The organism is Sulfitobacter sp. 1A12056, assembly GCF_043558125.1.
GTDB lineage: Bacteria > Pseudomonadota > Alphaproteobacteria > Rhodobacterales > Rhodobacteraceae > Sulfitobacter > Sulfitobacter faviae.
Genome location: NZ_JBIFFY010000002.1, coordinates 222916 through 241354 on the forward strand (window position 1 = coordinate 222916; position 18439 = coordinate 241354).

The 18439-nt window shown below is 62.9% G+C and carries 18 protein-coding genes; 4 read left to right on the plus strand and 14 right to left on the minus strand.

Going from position 1 to position 18439, the window contains the following annotated elements; all coding sequences use genetic code 11:
* Nucleotides 1-56: 56 nt before the first annotated feature.
* Nucleotides 57-653, minus strand: coding sequence for a bifunctional nicotinamidase/pyrazinamidase (gene pncA, locus ACGYLD_RS05450; RefSeq protein ID WP_271692570.1), 597 nt, complete (start codon nucleotides 651-653; stop codon nucleotides 57-59).
* 98 nt (nucleotides 654-751) lie between these two features.
* On the opposite strand from pncA, the gene ACGYLD_RS05455 reads away from it, so the two are divergent.
* Complete coding sequence (locus ACGYLD_RS05455; protein WP_271692571.1) at nucleotides 752-1651, plus strand: rhodanese-related sulfurtransferase; 900 nt, start codon at nucleotides 752-754, stop codon at nucleotides 1649-1651.
* Between the two features lie 9 nt (nucleotides 1652-1660).
* On the opposite strand, the gene ACGYLD_RS05460 is transcribed toward ACGYLD_RS05455, so the two are convergent.
* The 5 genes from ACGYLD_RS05460 to ACGYLD_RS05480 all read right to left on the minus strand — a co-directional run bounded on the left by ACGYLD_RS05460 (nucleotide 1661) and on the right by ACGYLD_RS05480 (nucleotide 6995).
* The gene (locus ACGYLD_RS05460) at nucleotides 1661-2989 is read right to left on the minus strand and encodes an FAD-binding oxidoreductase (RefSeq protein ID WP_271692572.1); all 1329 of its coding nucleotides are present in this window, start codon (nucleotides 2987-2989) and stop codon (nucleotides 1661-1663) included.
* Complete coding sequence (locus ACGYLD_RS05465) at nucleotides 2986-3807, minus strand: ABC transporter permease (RefSeq protein ID WP_271692573.1); 822 nt, start codon at nucleotides 3805-3807, stop codon at nucleotides 2986-2988. Before ACGYLD_RS05465 ends, ACGYLD_RS05460 begins: the two co-directional genes overlap by 4 nt.
* On the minus strand, nucleotides 3804-4679 hold the full coding sequence (locus ACGYLD_RS05470) for an ABC transporter permease subunit (protein ID WP_067265718.1): 876 nt from the start codon (nucleotides 4677-4679) through the stop codon (nucleotides 3804-3806). The genes ACGYLD_RS05465 and ACGYLD_RS05470 overlap by 4 nt, the downstream gene beginning before the upstream one ends.
* Nucleotides 4680-4681: 2 nt before the next feature.
* Nucleotides 4682-5809 carry an ABC transporter ATP-binding protein gene (locus ACGYLD_RS05475; RefSeq protein WP_271692574.1) on the minus strand — a complete coding sequence of 376 codons (1128 nt, stop codon included), beginning with the start codon at nucleotides 5807-5809 and terminating at the stop codon, nucleotides 4682-4684.
* 100 nt (nucleotides 5810-5909) lie between these two features.
* On the minus strand, nucleotides 5910-6995 hold the full coding sequence (locus ACGYLD_RS05480; RefSeq protein WP_271692575.1) for a polyamine ABC transporter substrate-binding protein: 1086 nt from the start codon (nucleotides 6993-6995) through the stop codon (nucleotides 5910-5912).
* Nucleotides 6996-7140: 145 nt separating this feature from the next.
* Here ACGYLD_RS05480 and ACGYLD_RS05485 point away from each other — a divergent pair, with 145 nt between their 5' ends.
* Both ACGYLD_RS05485 and ACGYLD_RS05490 read left to right on the plus strand, forming a co-directional pair.
* Nucleotides 7141-7842 (plus strand): GntR family transcriptional regulator, encoded by a 702-nt coding sequence (locus ACGYLD_RS05485; protein WP_209216764.1) that lies wholly within the window; start codon nucleotides 7141-7143, stop codon nucleotides 7840-7842.
* Nucleotides 7843-7917: 75 nt separating this feature from the next.
* On the plus strand, nucleotides 7918-9312 hold the full coding sequence (locus tag ACGYLD_RS05490) for an aspartate aminotransferase family protein (protein WP_322328766.1): 1395 nt from the start codon (nucleotides 7918-7920) through the stop codon (nucleotides 9310-9312).
* A gap of 32 nt (nucleotides 9313-9344) precedes the next feature.
* Here the strand turns inward: ACGYLD_RS05490 and ACGYLD_RS05495 are convergent, their stop codons facing one another.
* The 7 genes from ACGYLD_RS05495 to dapD all read right to left on the minus strand — a co-directional run bounded on the left by ACGYLD_RS05495 (nucleotide 9345) and on the right by dapD (nucleotide 16413).
* The gene (locus ACGYLD_RS05495; RefSeq protein ID WP_271692577.1) at nucleotides 9345-10643 is read right to left on the minus strand and encodes a lytic murein transglycosylase; all 1299 of its coding nucleotides are present in this window, start codon (nucleotides 10641-10643) and stop codon (nucleotides 9345-9347) included.
* Between the two features lie 101 nt (nucleotides 10644-10744).
* Entirely contained in the window at nucleotides 10745-13015 is a 2271-nt protein-coding gene (rnr, locus tag ACGYLD_RS05500; RefSeq protein ID WP_394401565.1) for a ribonuclease R, read from the minus strand.
* A gap of 32 nt (nucleotides 13016-13047) precedes the next feature.
* Complete coding sequence (locus tag ACGYLD_RS05505; protein WP_394401568.1) at nucleotides 13048-13617, minus strand: TIGR04282 family arsenosugar biosynthesis glycosyltransferase; 570 nt, start codon at nucleotides 13615-13617, stop codon at nucleotides 13048-13050.
* Nucleotides 13614-14759: a succinyl-diaminopimelate desuccinylase gene (gene dapE, locus ACGYLD_RS05510; RefSeq protein WP_271692580.1), complete on the minus strand. Its 1146-nt coding sequence runs from the start codon at nucleotides 14757-14759 to the stop codon at nucleotides 13614-13616. Before dapE ends, ACGYLD_RS05505 begins: the two co-directional genes overlap by 4 nt.
* Nucleotides 14760-14860: 101 nt before the next feature.
* Nucleotides 14861-15199: a hypothetical protein gene (locus ACGYLD_RS05515; protein ID WP_067261079.1), complete on the minus strand. Its 339-nt coding sequence runs from the start codon at nucleotides 15197-15199 to the stop codon at nucleotides 14861-14863.
* 74 nt (nucleotides 15200-15273) lie between these two features.
* Nucleotides 15274-15528: a GlsB/YeaQ/YmgE family stress response membrane protein gene (locus tag ACGYLD_RS05520; protein WP_067261077.1), complete on the minus strand. Its 255-nt coding sequence runs from the start codon at nucleotides 15526-15528 to the stop codon at nucleotides 15274-15276.
* A gap of 57 nt (nucleotides 15529-15585) precedes the next feature.
* Nucleotides 15586-16413 carry a 2,3,4,5-tetrahydropyridine-2,6-dicarboxylate N-succinyltransferase gene (dapD, locus tag ACGYLD_RS05525; RefSeq protein ID WP_067261075.1) on the minus strand — a complete coding sequence of 276 codons (828 nt, stop codon included), beginning with the start codon at nucleotides 16411-16413 and terminating at the stop codon, nucleotides 15586-15588.
* Nucleotides 16414-16586: 173 nt separating this feature from the next.
* On the opposite strand from dapD, the gene ACGYLD_RS05530 reads away from it, so the two are divergent.
* On the plus strand, nucleotides 16587-17450 hold the full coding sequence (locus tag ACGYLD_RS05530; protein ID WP_271688521.1) for an LOG family protein: 864 nt from the start codon (nucleotides 16587-16589) through the stop codon (nucleotides 17448-17450).
* Between the two features lie 24 nt (nucleotides 17451-17474).
* Here ACGYLD_RS05530 and ACGYLD_RS05535 read toward each other — a convergent pair whose 3' ends face one another.
* Complete coding sequence (locus tag ACGYLD_RS05535; protein ID WP_276153829.1) at nucleotides 17475-18437, minus strand: nitronate monooxygenase family protein; 963 nt, start codon at nucleotides 18435-18437, stop codon at nucleotides 17475-17477.
* Nucleotides 18438-18439 lie beyond the last annotated feature (2 nt).

Sequence of the window (18439 nt, forward strand, 5' to 3'; positions counted from 1 at the left end):
TTGCATGCCCCTTCATGCCAAGGGGTCGGGCAGATGGGCAAGGGGAAAGCGGGGAATCAGGCCAGCGTCACCCCCGCCGCGCGCATGCCTTCGCGGGCTTTGGCAAGCGATCCGTCCAGATCAATCGCGCGGCACAGGTCTTCGCGCACATCGACCTTGAACCCAAGTTTTGCCGCGTCCACAGCCGAGAAGTTTACGCAGAAATCCAGCGCCAGCCCCACCATGGTCAGCCGCTCGATCCCGCGCGTGCGCAAATAGCCTTCGAGCCCCGTGGGCGTACGGTGGTCATTCTCGAAAAACGCCGAATAGCTGTCGATGTCGGGGTTGTAGCCCTTGCGGATGATCAGATCGGCGCGGTCGGTTTGCAACTCGGGGTGGAACTGCGCGCCAATGCTGCCCTGGATGCAGTGATCGGGCCAAAGCACCTGCGGGCCGTAGGGCATGGTGATGACCTCGTAAGGCCCGTTGTTCTTATGCGATGAGGCAAAAGACGAATGCGCCGCCGGGTGCCAGTCCTGCGTCAGCACCACGGCGTCGAACTCGGGCATCAGCGCGTTGATGCCGCGCAGAATCTCATCGCCCTGCGGCACTTCCAGCGCGCCGCCGGGGCAGAAATCATTTTGAACGTCGATCACGATCAGGGCATGGGTCATGGGCATTCTCCTTACCAAAAGGGGTAGGGCTGCGGATGGGGTAGGTCAATGGCACGCGCCGGATTGAGCTTTGCCGCCGAAGCGCTTATTTGACGCTCATGTATACCATCGCCGCCCTATATCACTTCACCCGCTTCGACGATCCCGCCGCGCTCAAACCCGCGCTTTTGGCGCTTTGCGAGGCGCAATCGGTCATGGGCACGCTGCTGCTGGCCCCCGAAGGGGTGAACGGCACCATCGCCGGGCCGCGCGCCGGGATCGACGCGGTGATCGCCCATCTGCGCGCCCTGCCCGGCTGCGCGGATCTGGAGTGGAAAGAGGCCCCCAGCGACAAGCCGCCCTTCGGCAAGATGAAGGTGCGCATCAAGCGCGAGATCGTGACGATGGGCCAGCCCGATGTCGATCCCCGCGCCAAGGTGGGCCATTACGTCGACCCCAAAGACTGGAACGAATTAATCCGCTCCCCCGATGTGGCGGTGATCGACACGCGCAACAGCTACGAAGTGGCTATTGGCACCTTCGAAGGCGCGGTCGACCCCGAGACCGAGAGCTTTGGTGAATTCCCCGCGTGGTGGGAGGCGAACAAAGACCGCTTCCACAACAAGAAGATCGCGATGTTCTGCACCGGCGGCATCCGTTGCGAGAAATCGACCAACTATCTGATCGGTCAGGGGGTCGAGGATGTCTTCCACCTCAAAGGCGGCATCCTAAAATACCTTGAAGAGGTGCCTGAGCAGGAAAGCACATGGGAAGGCGACTGTTTCGTCTTCGATAACCGCGTCAGCGTCGGCCATGGGCTGCGCGAGGGGCCGCATATGCTTTGCCACGGCTGCCGCCGCCCGATCCTGCCCGAGGATACGCAGCACCCCGCCTATGAGGCCGGGGTGTCCTGTCATCAATGTGTGGATGAGACCTCGGCAGAGGATAAGGAACGGTTCCGCGAACGGCAGCGCCAGATCACGCTGGCCAAGGCACGCGCGGCGCGGGAAGAGGGCTGACCGCCCGCCTCAGCGATCCGACAGCGCGAAGCCTGCATAGGCAAAGGGCATGACCGCCCGGCGAAAACGGCCCAGTTCGAACCGTGCAAGCGGGGCGCGCATGGGGGCGGGATAGGGCCGCTCGGGCGTTATGCCGCGAACCAGATCAGCCAAGAGCGCACCGGAATAGCTGCCCATCGCCACCCCATTGCCGTGGTAGCACAGCCCTGCGAAGATCCCCGGCTGATCCGGCACCTGCCCCACGAAGGGCATGCGATTGCGCGCGATACAGACCATGCCCGACCAGCCATGCGGCGTTTCGACATGACGCCACGCGGGGAACATCGCCTCGAAATCCGCCCGGGCCCGGGCCAGCGCCCGCCGCTCGGAATTGGGGTTGGACATCAGCCCGCCGCGCACGCCGAACAACATACGATTGTCAGGCATCAGCCGGAAGTAATGCAGCAGATGGCGGCTGTCATAGCAGGCCTGTTGGCTGGTCCAACCTTGGGCGGAAAGCTCTGCCTCGGTCATCGGGCGGGTCACGATCACGCTGGATTGCGTCGGCATGTAGCGCGCGGCCAGCCATCGCGGCAGGTCTTCGGAGGAATAGCCGTTGGTGGCAATGATCACCCGCTCGGCCCGAATGCAGCCCTGCGGCGTCGTGACCTCGAACGCGCCCTCGCGCCCCGTCACCCCGGTGGCCGGGCTGTTGTGATAGATCGCGGCCCCCGCCTCTTCCGCGGCCTGTGCGAGGTCGGTCACATATTTGCGGGGGTTGAGGCCAAAGCCAATCGGCACCGTGATCGCGCCCTCGAAGCCTGCGTTCAGCCCCTCGGCGGCCAGATCGGCCTTTTCGGTCAACCGGGCCGTGACGCCGTAATTCTCCGCGTAGTACTCCAGCCTGCCGCGCATCTCTTCGAAATCGCGCGGGCGGTGGGCCAGCTGGGTTTCCCCTCGAGAATGCCGATCAACATTGATGCCGCGGGCGGCGATGAAATCCTCCACCTGTCGGATCGCCGCCACCTCGGCCTGCCGCCAGCCAAGCCGCTCTGCCCGCCCGAATTTCCGGTCAAGCGCCGCGTCGTCCAGCATCCCGCCGCCCAAGCAGCAAAAGCCCCCGTTGCGGCCCGAAGCGCCAAAGCCCACCCGCTCGGCCTCCAGCACCGTGGCCCCGACCCCGGCCCGCGCCAGATGCAGCGCGGCATTGAGGCCGGTAAAACCGCCGCCGATGATCACCACATCGGCCTGCGCGTCGCCTTGCAGCGCCGGACGCTCCGGCGCGCCATGGGTCTGGTCCCACCAGCAGCCCGCACGCGGCGCTTCGGAATAGGCGAAATTCGCGTAGATACGCTTCATGCGGCGGGCCGTTCCGCCGCGCGGGCCTCCTCCTGCGCGCGCAGGCTTGAGCGTTTGCTGACCAGCGATGCAGTGATAACCCCTACGGTCACGATGGCGATCATGATCGTCGAGAGCGCGTTGATCTCGGGCGAGACGCCCAAACGCACGGCGCTGAAGATCTTGATCGGCAGCGTCGTCGCCGATGGCCCGGCGGTGAAGGAGGCGATGACCAGATCATCGAGGCTGAGCGTGAAGGCCAGAAGCCAGCCCGAGATCACCGCAGGCGCGATGATCGGCAGGGTCACGAGGCGGAAGGCCTCCCAAGGGGACGAACCGAGGTCGAGCGCGGCCTCCTCCAACGAACGGTCGAAGGACACTAGCCGCGAGGAGACGACGACCGAGACATAGCACATCGAAAAAGTCGTATGCGCCAGCACGATGGTCAGCACGCCCCGGTCCAGCCCGATGCCGATGAAGAGCAAGAGGAGCGACAGACCGGTAATCACCTCTGGCATCACCAGCGGCGCGTAGATCATGCCGGAGAACAATGTCCGCCCCATGAACCGCCCGCTGCGCACCAGCACATAGGCCGCCATCGTGCCCAGCACCGTGGCGATGGAGGAGGAGATCACCGCGACCTTCAGCGTGACCCAAGCGGCGTTCAGGAAGGCTTCGTTTTGCAACAGCTCGCCATACCAGCGGGTCGAGAATCCGGCCCAGACCGTCACCAGTTTCGAGGCGTTGAAACTGTAGATCACCAGAATGATCATCGGCAGGTAGAGAAAGGCGAAGCCCAAGGTGAGCGAGGTCACGTTGAACCATGTCATCCGCTTCATTGTTCGGCCTCCGCCTGTTTCTGCTGGTTGCGCTGGAAGAGGATGATCGGGATGATCAGGATCAGCAGCAGGATCACCGCCACCGCGCTCGCCACCGGCCAGTCGCGGTTGTTAAAGAACTCCTCCCACAGCACCTTGCCGATCATCAGCGTGCCCGACCCGCCCAAAAGCGAGGGGATCACGAATTCACCCAGGGCCGGGATGAAGACAAGGAAGCTGCCCGCCACAATGCCGTTGCGCGACAGCGGGATCGTCACCAGCCAGAAGGCTTGCAAACGCGAGCAGCCGAGATCCTCCGCCGCCTCGTTCAGGGATTCATCCAAGCGGTCCAGCGCGGCGTAGATGGGCAGGATCATGAACGGCAGGTAGGTATAGACGATGCCGATGTAGACTGCCGTGTTGGTATTAAGGATCTGTAAAGGCTCTGCCGTTAGACCCAACCCCATCAAAAGTTGGTTCAGCAGCCCTTCGTTGCTGAGAATGCCCATCCACGCATAGACGCGGATCAGGAAGGAGGTCCAGAACGGCAGGATCACCAACATCATCAATGTGGCGCGCCACTCTTCGGGGGCGCGGGCCATGCCGTAGGCGATGGGATAGCCGACCAAGAGCGTCAGCGCGGTCGATACAACGGCGATGCGCAGGGAGCTCAGGTAGGCTTTCCAATAAAGATCGTCGGAGGCGAGGAAGGTAAAATTCTCGAAATCCAACTGGGCGATCAGGGCGCTGATGCCGTCCTTGATCGTCGGCGTATAGGGCGGGATCGCCAGTGCCGTATCGGAGAGGGAGATTTTGAAAACGATAAGGAAAGGCACCAGAAACAGCGCCAACAGCCAGAGGTACGGAACCGCGATCAGGGCGAAACGACGCATGTTCATTGCGCCAACAAAACGCCTGCGGTGGCGCTCCATGAAATCCAGACCGGGTCTTCCCATGTGATGTCACGGCGCGCGATGCGGCGAGTGTTGGCCGTCTGCGCCTTGATCACCTGGCCGCCGGGCAGTTCGACGTGATAGGTGGAGAGGTTCCCCAGATAGGCGATGTCGAGCACTTTGCCCTGTAGCGCATTGGGCGCATCCTCGGGCCGCTCGGTCGAGATGCGGATTTTCTCGGGCCGGATCGCCAGATGGGCCTGCTGTCCCTCGCTGAACGGCGCGGCAGAGGTGGCGGTCAGCGGCGGCTGCCCGTCGATCCAGTTCAGATGATATTGATCTTGGCCAATGGCCTTGGTGCTGGCTTCGATGATGTTCACGTCACCGATGAAGTCAGCGACATAGACGGAATTCGGCGCCTCATAGATCTCGGCTGGGGTGGCCACCTGAATCACACGCCCCTCGTCCATCACCGCCACGCGAGAGGCGACGGTCATCGCCTCTTCTTGGTCGTGGGTCACGATGACGAAGGTGGTGCCGGTGGATTCTTGGATGTCCATCAGCTCGAACTGGGTGTCTTGCCGCAGCTTCTTGTCCAGCGCGCCCAAGGGTTCATCAAGCAGCAGAAGCTTCGGCGCTTTGGCTAGCGAGCGCGCCAGCGCCACACGCTGCCGTTGGCCGCCGGAAATCTGATGCGGTTTGCGGCGGGCGAATTTCTCTAGCCGGGTAAGCTTCAGCATCTCGGCCACGCGGGCGGCGATGGCGTCCTTCCCCATCTTGTCGCGGCGCAGGCCGAAGGCGATGTTGTCCCAGATGCTGAGATGCGGAAACAGCGCGTAGGATTGGAACATCATGTTCACCGCGCGTTTGTTCGGGGGCACCGGGGCGATATCCTGCCCGGTCAATTCAATGCGCCCGGTGGTGGGGCTTTCGAACCCGGCCAACATGCGCATCATCGTCGTCTTGCCACAGCCCGAAGGCCCAAGCAGGGCAAAGAATTCCTGTGCGTAGATATCCAAAGACAGATCGTCGATGGCGACGAACTCACCAAATTTCTTGGTCACATTCTTAAAGCGAATGAGCGGCTTTTCGTCGGGGTCGTTCCAGGGGGCGAAGACGGTTGGGCTCACGGTTGAGACATCCTTTGATCGGGCTTTGCTCGGGCTTTGATCGGGGTCGCGGGGCAAGAAAAAGGGGCGCGACCAGACTGGCCGCGCCCCCTGTCTCAGATCAGGTACCGGACTTGATCTTGGTCCAGAGCCGGGTCACCACGCGCTGCACTTTCGGCGGGTAGGGTGTGGTGGTGAACAGGTTGTTCAGCGCCGCCTCAGAGGGGTAGATCGCCGGGTCGCCGATCACATCCTCGATCAGATGCTCCTGCGAGGCTTTGTTGCCGTTCGCATAGTACACATAGTTCGACGCGGCGGCCATATTCTCGGCGTCCATGATGAAGTTCAGGAACTTATGCGCGCCCTCAGGGTTCGGCGCGTCAACCGGGATGGCCATCTGGTCAAACCACATCTGCGCGCCTTCGGAGGGGGCGTTATAGGCGATTTCGACACCGTTGTCGGCTTCATCCGCGCGGTCACGGGCCTGCAAAATATCCCCGGACCAACCGACTGCGACGCAGACGTCACCGTTCGCCAAAGCGTTGATATACTCCGAGGAGTGGAACTTCTGGATATAGGGGCGGACCGGCATGAAGACCTCTTCGGCCTTGGCGATCACATCGGGGTCATGGCTGTTGGGGTCTTCGCCGATATAGTTCAGCGCGGCGGGGATCATCTCTGCCGGGGCATCAAGGAAATGCACGCCGCAGTCGGCCAGTTTTTCCATATTGGCCGGATCGAAAACCAAGTCCCAGGAGTCGATCGGGGCATCTTCGCCCAGGATCTCTTTCACCTTGCCGACATTCACGCCGATGCCAGTGGTGCCCCACATATAGTTGATCGAATGGGCGTTATCGGGATCATATTGTTCGGTCCGCGAGGAAACCACGTCCCACATGTTCTCAAGGTTGGGCAGCTTTGAGGTGTCCAGCGGCTGGAATGCACCGGCTGTGATCTGGCGCTGCAGGAAGGTGCCCGAGGGGACGACCACGTCATAGCCGGACCCACCGGCGAGCATTTTGGTCTCCAGCACCTCGTTGCTGTCGAACACGTCATAGACCAATTCGATGCCGGTCTCTTCTTCGAATTTATCCAGCAAGGATTCGTCGATATAGTCGGACCAGTTGTAGACCCGGACCGTTTCGGCAGTGGCGGCACCTGCCATCAAGGTGGCAACGGCGACGCTGCTTAGTAGCACATGTTTCATTTCATACTCCCGTTAGACAGGTCGGGTTGATCCCCACCTTTCGTCAATTTGATCAAGTTTTGCCTCTTCGGGCAAGATGGTTTATGCTTTCATGCAGAATGAAATGCTGCAAGACACGGCGAAACAAGACGGAAAGACCGCTCCTATGGGTTCAGAAAAAACCGATCCGAGATTGCTTCCCGCCGCCGATGCGGCGGTCAAGACACCGATCCATCAGCACGTTTACGAACGCCTGCGCAAGATGATTCTCTTCGGCGATTTGGCTCCCGGACAGGGGGTCACGATCCAAGGTCTGACCGCCGCTTTGGATGCGGGCATGACGCCGGTGCGCGAGGCCATCCGCCGCCTGATCTCGGAAGGGGCGCTGACCCATTTGGGCAACCGCCGGGTCACCGTGCCGGAACTGACCCATGCGGGGCTGGAAGAGCTGGGATTCATGCGGGAAACGCTAGAGCCGGAACTGACCAAACGCGCCGCAAACCGCATGACGGATGAGCGTTTGAACGCTTTGAAAGCCTGTGACAACGCGCTGAACCATGCCATCGACCGGGGCGATGTCGGCGGCTATTTGATGCAGAACTACAGCTTTCACCGGATGATCTACGACCTTGCCGAAGCGCCGATCATGGCCGCGACGGTGGACCGTCTGTGGCTGCGTTTCGGCCCCTCGCTTCGGGTGGTTTGCGGGCGCTATGGCACCAGCAATCTGCCCGATAAACATGCTGAGCTTTTGGCAGCCTTTGCCGAGGGCAATGCCGCGTTGGCGGGTGAGGTTATGGCGGGCGATGTTGCCCAAGGAATGACCCAAATTCGCGCAGCCCTCGATGGTCTTCCCGTTCCGCGTTGATTCGATTGACATGCTATAATTTGATCATATTCTTCGGCTAAGCTCATTTTTCATGCAAATAGAAGGTGCACACCCATGCCGCCCATCACGAATCACCTCCCCACCGCGGACCTTCAGGCGCTGGATGCGGCGCATCACATGCATCCTTTCACCACCAATGATGAATTGGGCGACAAGGGCGCGCGCATCATCACAAGGGCCAAGGGCATCTACCTGACCGACAGCGAGGGGAATGAGATTCTCGATGCGATGGCCGGGCTTTGGTGCGTGAACCTTGGCTATGGCCGCGAAGAGATGGGCAATGTCGCCGCGCGACAGATGAATGAACTGCCCTATTACAACACCTTTTTCCAAACGACCCATGTGCCCGCCATCGCGCTGGCCAAGGAACTGGCCGATCTAGCCCCCGGTGATCTGAACCACGTCTTCTTCGCCGGGTCGGGGTCAGAGGCGAATGACACCAACCTGCGCATGGTCCGCACCTATTGGGCGCAAAAGGGCAAGCCTGAGAAGAGCCATATCATCAGCCGCAAGAACGCCTATCACGGCTCTTCGGTCGGCTCGGCCAGTCTCGGCGGCATGACCTATATGCATGAGCAAGGCGGCCTGCCGATCCCCGGCATCCATCACATCGGCCAGCCCGACTGGTATGCCGAAGGCGGGGATATGTCGCCCGAAGACTTCGGTCTGAAACGCGCGCAGGAGTTGGAAGCGAAGATTGTCGAGCTGGGCGCGGACAAGGTCGCCGCCTTCATCGCCGAACCGGTTCAGGGCGCGGGCGGGGTCGTCGTGCCGCCCAGCACCTATTGGCCCGAGATTCAGCGCATCTGCGACAAACACGACATTCTGCTGATCGCTGACGAGGTGATCTGCGGCTTTGGTCGGACGGGCAATTGGTTTGGCTCGCAGACCATGGGCATCAAGCCGCATATCATGACCATCGCCAAGGGGCTGAGCTCGGGCTACGCGCCTATCGGCGGGTCAATCGTTTGTGACGAGGTCGCCGAGGTCATCAACGCCTGTGAGTTCAACCACGGCTACACCTACTCCGGCCATCCGGTTTGCGCTGCCGTGGCGCTGGAAAATCTGCGGATCATGCAGGAAGAGAACATCGTCGCCCATGTGCAAAACGTCGCCGCCCCCGCGCTAAAAGAGGCGTTGGACAAGCTGGGAGAGCATCCGCTGGTAGGCGGGGTGAACGTATCGGGCCTGATGGCCTCCCTCCCGCTGACGCCGCATAAGGAAAGTCGCGCGAAATTCGCCGATAGCGGCACCGCCGGATACATTTGCCGCGAACATTGCTTTGCCAACAATCTGGTGATGCGCCATGTCGGCGACCGGATGATCATCTCTCCGCCGCTGATCATCACCCCGGAAGAGATCAAGATCTTCGCCGAACGGGCGACCAAGGCACTGGATGCGACCTATGCCGATCTGAAAGACAAGGACATGCTCAAGGCCGCGTCCTAAAGCACTGGGCTGCCTCCAATCGGGGGCGGCCCTCACTCTGCGCGCAGTCGGGCCAGCAGACGAGGCGAGGCATAGCCGTCCGGCGCGATGCCTTCGGCCTTTTGATAGCTGCGCACGGCATTGACGGTCAGCGGCCCGATCTTGGCGTCGATCTTTTGCGTGTCAAAACCCGCTTCGGTCAGCAGGGTCTGCAATTCGATCCGCTCATCAAAGCTCAGCGCGCGGTCTTCGCGGGGCCAGTCCTGCTCTATCTCGCCCGCGCCGCCGATGCGGTCGGCCAGATGGCCCACACCGATGACATAGGCATCCGCCGTATTATAGCGCTCGATCACCGCGAAATTGGGGAAGATCATGAAGGCGGCCCCCTCTGCGCCCGCGGGCAGCAAGATCGACGCCGGGCCATGATCCGCCACCGCCCCGCCATCGAGCGCGGTGACGCCAAGATCGGCCCATTCCGCCGAGGTCTTGGTCACCGCGCGGTCGGCCAGCAGATAGTCGAACCCCTCCGGCAAAGCCACTTCGACACCCCAAGGCTGCCCTTCGGTCCAGCCGAAATGCTTGAGATAGGCGGCGGTAGAGGCCAGCGCATCGCTGGGGTCATCGCCCCAGATGTCGCGCCGCCCGTCGCCATCCCAATCGACCGCATGGGCGTGGAAGGACGAGGGCATGAACTGCGTATGCCCCATCGCGCCGGCCCAAGAGCCGCGCAATTGATCGGCATCGGTATCGCCCGCCTGAAGGATGCGCAGGGCGTCAATCAATTCGCCTTCGAAAAATTCCGCCCGCCGCGCGTCATAGGCAAGGGTGGCCAGTGAATCCAACACCCGATCCCCGCCCCGGAAGCTGCCATAGGCGCTCTCAAGCCCCCAGATCGCGGTGACGATCTCTTTCTCGACACCGTATTCCGCTTCGATCTCTTCCAGCGTGCGTTGCCATTGGGCCAGCGCCTTCTGCCCATTCTGCACCCGCAGGTCCGAGGTAGCGGTGTCGAGGTAATCCCAAATCGTTTTGGTGAATTCCGATTGGTTGCGGTCGCGGCGGATCACCTCCGGATCATAGCTGACCGTATCCAGCGCGCGGTCAAAGACATCCGGGTCGATGCCCTGCTGCAAGGCGCGGGGGCGGAAGTCTTTCACCCAAGCGCGCAGCCCGGCATCGTCGCCGCTGGCCTCTGCCGCGGGTTCCTGCGCCGTTGGCGCCACGGCGGCCAGCACGGCCTGCGGCGCGCGCGGCGCGGGGCGCAAGGATTCAGCCGGACCCGACGCAAAGGCCGGAGCCCCCATGCCAGCGGTCGCTAGAATGCCTGAAATCATCGCGTAGTGCCGGATCATAATCGCCTCACCTCATAGAGTTACGGCAAATCCTATGCCCGCCCCGCCCCGGTGGAAAGGGAGGGGGGCGGCCATCCGCGAAGCTCCGCCGGTTTGCCGCCTCAGCGGCGGGTGCGGGTCACTTTGCGTTTGATCTTGTCCTTCTTGCGCTTGGCCTTCACGGCCTTGCCGCGCGGCTTGCTACGGCCCGCCGGGCTGCGGCGCCCCCCACCTCCGCCCTGTTTGACCTTTTGGTCTTCGATCTCAAGCAGTTCCAGCGCGATGCCCCCGGTCACGGGGACCGCCTCGGCCAACCGCACGGTGACACGTTGGCCAAGGCCGATGGTCATCCCGGTGTCCGAGCCCATCAGCGTCTGCGCCTCGGCGTCGTGGTGGAAATACTCCCGCCCGAGCGAGCGCATCGGCACCAGACCGTCCGCGCCAGTCTCGTCCAACTTCACAAAGGCACCAAAACGCGCGATGCCGCTGATCCGTCCGGTGAACTCGTTGCCCACGCGCTCCGACAGGAAGGCGGCAAGGTAGCGGTCGGTCGTGTCACGCTCGGCCACCATCGAGCGGCGCTCGGTGTCGGAGATATGCGCGCCGGTCTGCTCCAGCCCCTCAATCTCTTCGGGCGTCAGCCCGTCCTTGCCCCAGCCATGCGCCGTGATCAGCGCGCGGTGCACGATAAGGTCGGCATAGCGGCGAATGGGTGAGGTGAAATGCGCGTAGGAACGCAGGGCAAGGCCGAAGTGCCCAATATGCGCCGGCCCGTAATAGGCCTGCGTCATCGAGCGTAGGGTGCTGAGATTGATCAGCTCCGCGTCATTGGTCCCCGCCGCCTGATCCAGCAGCCGGTTGAGATGCGCGGTTTGCAGCACCTGCCCCTTGGCCAGCGTGAAACCCGCCGCCTGTGCGGTTTCACGCAGGGATTCGAGCTTCTCCGGCGAGGGTTCCTCGTGGATACGGAACAGCAGCGGGGTTTTCTTTTTGATCAGCGTCTCGGCGGCGGCGACATTGGCCAAGACCATGAACTCTTCGATCAGCCGATGCGCGTCGAGCCGCTCGCGGAAGTTCACCGACTTCACCTTGCCATCCTCGCCCAATTCGATGCGGCGTTCGGGCAGGTCCAACTCCAGCGGTTGGCGCTCGGCCCGGGCGGTCTTCAATGCACCATAGGCGGCGTAAAGCGGCTTCAACACCGGCTCCAACAGCGGGCCAGTGCGGTCGTTCGGGTTGCCGTCGATGGCGTCCTGCACTTCCTCGTAATGCAACGACGCGGGGGAGCGCATGAGACCACGGTGGAACGTATGGCCGATCTTGTTGCCCTTCGCATCCAGCACCATGCGCACGGCGATACAGGCGCGCGGCACGCCCTCGTGCAGAGAGCAGAGGTCACCCGAAAGCCGATCCGGCAGCATCGGCACCACGCGGTCAGGGAAATAGGTGGAGTTGCCGCGCTTGCGCGCCTCGCGGTCCAGCGCGGAGCCGGGGGTCACATAGGCGGCGACGTCGGCGATAGCGACCCAGAGCACATGGCCGCCTTCGTTCTTCGGGTCATCGTCGGCATGGGCATAGCAGGCGTCGTCATGGTCGCGCGCATCGGACGGGTCGATGGTGACCAGCGGCAGGTCGCGCAGATCCTCGCGGCCTTTCAGCCCTTGCGGCTTAGCGGCATCGGCCTGTGCGATCACATCGTCGGGGAAGTCGTCGGGGATGCCGTGCTGGTGGATCGCGATGAGCGAGACGGCGCGCGGCTCGGACGGGTCGCCCAGCCGTTCGACGATGCGGGCGCGGGGCGATCCCATGCGCGCCTTCGGTCCGGCCTGCTCGGCCTCGACCAGTTCACCGTCTTTCGCGCCATGAGTATGGTCGGCACCGACGCGCCATTCGCGATCCGTACCCTTGTCGATCGGGACGATCCGCCCGCCTTCGGCCGCTTTGCGGAAAATGCCCAGCACCTTGCGCGGGTTGGAGCCGATGCGGCGAATGAGCCGGGCCTCATAGTGGTGATCTTCGCCTTTCACCAGCGTCAGCCGCGCCAGAATGCGGTCACCTTCGCCAAGCGCCGGGTCGCTGTCGCGCGGGATCAGCAGCACGATGGGTTCTTTTCCCTCGCCATGCCACTCCATCGGTTTGGCAAAAAGATCGCCGTCGCTGTCCGGCCCCGTGACCAACAGCACCGAGACCGGCGGCAGGCGGTCGGGATCCTGATAGCTGCGCTTGCGCTTTTCCAGATGGCCCTCGGCCTCCAGCTCTTTCAGCACGCGCTTCAGGTCGATCCGCGCCGCGCCTTTGATGCCAAAGGCTTTGGCGATGTCGCGCTTGGCGGTCAGCGTGGGGTTCTGTTCGATCCAGTCGAGGATCTCGGATTTGCTGGGTATCTTGCTCATACCTCAGCAGGTAGCACGCAGCCCCCCTGTCGTCATGGCAAATCGTGAATTTCGTCCACGTCGCGCAGGGTAGCGACCTCGGCAATGCGGTAGCCCGGCAGGGTCGCGCGGCTGTCAGCCAGCGCATGCGGGCCGGACCAGCGCACCCCGTCAAACAGGCTGAGCGGCGCGCGGCGGGGGTGTTTCAGCCCCACGAACCAATAGCCGCCATCGGGCGCCGGGCCAAACACCGCGTCATGGCTGCCAAGCGCATCGAATGCCCGCGCCAGTTCCTTGCGGTTGATGCCCGGAATATCCGCCCCGATCACACAGGCCGGCCCCGGCGCGCTGCGCAGCATCCGCGCCATACGGTCACCGAGGTTGCCGCGCCCTTGCGGCCAGCGCGGCAGATGCGCGGGCCAGACGCGGCTTTCCAGCCCTTCCACGTCCGGGGCCACGGCCAGCACCACCTGCCAACGCGGATCTTCGATCCGACGCAACAGGCGGCGGGTCTGATGGCGAAACCACCAAGCCGCGCCGACCATGCCGATGTCGCGGCCCAGACGGGTTTTCACCCGGCCGGGACGCGGCTCTTTCACCATGACAATGAGCGTTGGTTTCACGTGAAATAATTCCGCAGCACGCGCGCGTAGATGGATTTGAGCTGTTCGATATGTTCGACCCGCACATGCTCATCGACTTGGTGCATGGACTGGCCCACCAGACCGAACTCCACCACCGGGCAATGCGCCTTGACGAAACGCGCGTCCGAGGTGCCGCCGGTGGTGGAAAGCTCGGGCTGCACGCCCGTCTCAGCCTCAACCGCGCCCGCGACCAGATCGGACAGGGCGCCCGGCGGGGTGATGAAACTCTCGCCGGAGATCTTGATCTCTACATCCACTTGCAGGCCGAATTCCTCGGCGATCTTATCCGCCTCGCCCCGCAGCCAGTCGCTGAGGCTCGCGCCCGAATGGTGGTCATTAAACCGGATGTTGACCGCGCCGCGGCATTGCGCCGGGATCACATTGGTTGCCTTGTTGCCAGTATCCACGGTGACCACGGCCAGCGTCGAAGGGTCGAAGTGATCGCTGCCCTGATCCAACTCATGGCTGGCCAGACGATCCATCAGCCGCACCATCGCGGGCAGCGGGTTGTTCGCGCGGTGCGGATAGGCCGCATGGCCCTGTTTGCCCGTCACCTTGAAATGCGCGTTCATCGAGCCGCGCCGCCCGATCTTGATCATATCGCCCATGGTCTCGGGGCAAGTCGGCTCCCCCACAAGGCAGACATCCATCCGCTCGCCGTTCTCGGTCATGTAGTCCAAGAGCGCCGTGGTCCCGTCGAGGGCATCGCCCTCTTCATCCCCGGTGATCGCCAGCACGATGGAGCCGTCGGGCGGCGTGTCCTTTACGAAATCCACCGCCGCTGCGACGAAAGCCGCCACGCCCGATTTCATATCCGTGGTGCCGCGGCCATACATGATGCCGTCCTTGATCTCGGCCCCGAAGGGGGGCATCGACCAATCCGCCTCATCCCCGATGGGCACGACGTCGGTATGACCGTTGAAGCCGAAAGACTTGGTGTTGCCCTTGTTTCCCCAGCGGGCAAAGAGGTTGCAGATGCCGCCCCGGTCGACGCGCGTACAGTCGAAACCCGCCGCGCCCAACACCTCTTCGAGCACTTCCAGCGCCCCATCGTTCGCGGGGGTAACAGAGGCGCAGCGCACCAGTTTTGCAGTGAGATCAACAGGGTCGAGACCGGACATATCGGCTCCTTTTCAGGGGTTATCGCTTGTCCGGTAACTTGTGTGGGCAAATCGCGCCGATGCCAAGGGGGCGCATTGCAATTCCCCGTGTGGGGCGCGGGTCAGTCGTAAAAGGGGGTCATTTGCGCGACGATGACCGAGTTTTCTTCCAAAGCGCGCTGCATCAGGGCGCGTTCCTCGGCGTCGATCTCCTGACCTTCGGCTTCGCGCTCTTCCAGCGTGCCGTAACCCGTCACATCAAGCGGGTTGGTATCTGCCTGTTTGAGGATCGCCACCGTCTCGCGCACGGCTTCGGCCTCGTCGATACCAGAGGCGAAACACATCAGCGCAGCACCGGTGGCCTTGTCGGGCAGACCGTCGCCGTCCTTGCGGCCAATCTGAACCAAAAGGGTAAAGACCTGCTGGCGCGAGGGTTTCTTGGTTTTCTTGGGTTCAGACATGATAAGGGCCGCCGATTGCTTTGGGCAGCCCTAACCGTTTCACTTGGATTTGGAAAGGGGCCGCGCCCCTGCCCTTAAGTCTTGCCGCGGACCATCCGTGTGACCCAGATCAGCAGGCAGGCACCGATGACGCCCACCACCAACTGACCGAACCAACCGCCCAGCGTGCTGCCGACGATCAGCATCAAGAGCCAGTTCGCGACCAAGGCACCCAGAATGCCGAGGATGATGTTCATGATCAGACCCATGTCCGATTTCATGATCTTTTCCGCGATCCAGCCCGCAAGGCCACCCACGATGATTGCGGCAAACCAACCGATACCCGTCATGTCGTCAATCTCCTTTAAATTCAGGTCTCAACGCCATGAAGGGGTATTTGGTTCCGTTCAGTCGCGCAGCAGCTCGTTGATCGAGGTTTTGGAGCGGGTCTTGGCGTCCACCCGTTTCACGATCACGGCGCAGTAGAGGTTCACGTTGTTCTTCGACGGCATGGTGCCCGCCACGACGACCGAGCCTGCGGGCACTTCGCCATACATGATCTCGCCGGTCTCGCGGTCGACGATCTTGGTCGACTGGCCGATGAAGACGCCCATGCCCAGCACCGAGCCTTCGCGCACGATGCAGCCTTCGACGACTTCTGACCGTGCGCCGATAAAGCAATTGTCTTCGATGATGGTCGGCCCCGCCTGCATCGGCTCCAACACGCCGCCAATACCGACGCCGCCCGAGAGGTGCACGTTCTTGCCGATCTGCGCGCAGGAGCCGACGGTGGCCCATGTATCAACCATGGTGCCGGAGTCGACATAGGCGCCGATGTTGACGAAAGACGGCATCAGCACCACGCCCGGCGCGATATAGGCCGAGCGGCGCACGACGCAGTTCGGCACGGCGCGGAAGCCCGCCTCTTTCCACTCAGCATCGCCCCAGCCTTTGAACTTGCTGTCGACCTTATCCCACCAGCCAGCGCCCTGCGGGCCGCCTTCTTGATGTTCCATGTCCTTGATGCGGAAGCCCAGCAGCACGGCCTTCTTGGCCCACTGATTGACGTGCCACTGACCGTCGTCCTGCTTTTCCGCCACGCGCAGCTTGCCGCTGTCGAGCGCGTTCAGCGTCTCTTCGATGGCGTCGCGCACTTCGCCAGTGGTGGCGGATGTGATCTGATCGCGGGTATCCCAAGCGGCTTCGATGGCGGTTTCAAGTTGGGCGTTGGACATGGGGCAAGTCTCCGAATGATGAAAAGGCCTTTTGAGGGCTATAGCCTTGCACTGCCTAGGGTGCAATTGCCGGGCGATGAGGGGCGTGGTCATTCGCCGAACAACAGGGCATCTTGACCTAAGCGGCCATCGCGCCACCTGAGCCAAGCCCCAGACCAAGGAAAGACCCGAGGATGACCGACGAACACCGCCACCCCCTGCGCCGTGCCAATGTGGACCGCGCCAAAGCCCAAGACGCCCCCGACACGCCGCAAACCCGCGCGCCTGCCTATCGTCTGGCCTTTACCGACGATGACTTCATGTGCCGCGATGAGCTGCGCCCGGTGCGTCTGCAACTGGAACTGCTCAAGCCCGAACTGCTGCTAGACGCCCATGGCATCCAATCGACCATCGTGCTCTTTGGCGGGGCGCGCATTCCCGAACCGGCCGAAAAACACACCGCCCGGACCAAGACGCTGGCCGATCTGTCGCGTTTTTATGACGAGACGCGCACCTTTGCCCGGCTGATGACCGAAAAGTCGATGGAAAGCGGCGGCACCGAGAACGTCATCGTGACCGGCGGCGGGCCGGGTGTGATGGAGGCGGGCAACCGCGGCGCGCTCGACGCGGGCGGCCATTCCATCGGCCTCAACATCGTGCTGCCGTTCGAGCAGGCGCCCAACGAATATGTCACGCCGGAGCTATGCTTCAACTTCCACTACTTCGCGATCCGCAAGATGCACTTCCTAATGCGCGCCCGCGCGATCTGCGTCTTCCCCGGTGGTTTCGGCACGATGGACGAACTCTTTGAGGCGCTGACGCTGATCCAAACAGGCCGCATGAACCGCGTGCCCTTCTTGCTGTTTGGCCGTGAGTTCTGGGAAAAGATCATCAACTGGGACGCGCTGGCCGATGCGGGCACGATCTCAGCCGAAGACCTCGACCTGTTCCGCTTTGTCGAAAGCGCGGATGAAGCGATGGAGGTGATCGAGAATTGGGAGACCGCCCCCGCCCGCGAACATGTGCCGGGCCGCGAAGAGGTCGAAGATCACGGCTAAGCCGCCTTGGCCGCCCCCGCCCCGTTACCGGGTGAAGGTCTGGCCCAAGGCCGCTTCGGCCCCTTGGACGATATCGCGCAGGATATCAGCGGCGGGGCTGACCGCACCGATCAGCCCTGCCACCTCTCCGACAAAGGCGTTGGCAGTGCGGGCATCCCCCGCTGCCACCGCCGCCTGCCAGCGCGGCAGCTCCTGCGCCAGCGCGGCGCGCAGCCCGTCGGGGTTGTCATGCCAGCGGTCGGTGAAATCGTTGCGCAAGACACGGCCCGTGTAGCGTTTGGGCCAATCATAGCCGCGCATGATGTCCGTCACGGTGCTGCGCAGTGTGTCATCGCCGCTGGCCTTGAGCGCGGCCTCTCGCATCGCGGGATGCACCAGCGCCTCTTCCGAGGCCCAGAAGCGCGAGCCGACGACCACACCGTCGGCCCCCAGCATCAGCGCCGCCGCCAATCCACGCCCATCCGCCACGCCGCCTGCGGCGCAAAGCAGCACCTCGGGCGCATGGCAGGCGATGTGATCCGCGACTTCGGGGACGAGGGTAAAGGTCGCGCGTTTCTCGCCGTGGCCGCCAGCCTCGGCCCCTTGGGCGACGATGATCTCGGCCCCCAGATCAATCGCATGAGCGGCGTCGCGCAGGGTTTGCACCTGACAGATCAACGGCACCTTTGCCGCGCGGATCGCGGGGAGAAACTCTGCCGGGTCGCCGAAGGAAAGAAAGATCGCCGCCGGATCACGGTCGAGCGCTCGTTCCAGCGCCTGCGGATGCTCGCGCAGCTTCCAAGTGATGAAACCGCAGCCGACCGATTGGTTGCCCGCCACATCCATCTGCTCGGCGATCCAATCGCCGGCATCATAAGCCCCGCCGATCATCCCCAAACCACCCGCGCCTGAGACCGCCGCCGCGAGCCGCCCGCCTGCGGCGAAGGCCATCGGCGCTTGGATAATCGGGTGGTCGATCCCCAGCCGTTTGGTCAGCCGCGTGATCAGCA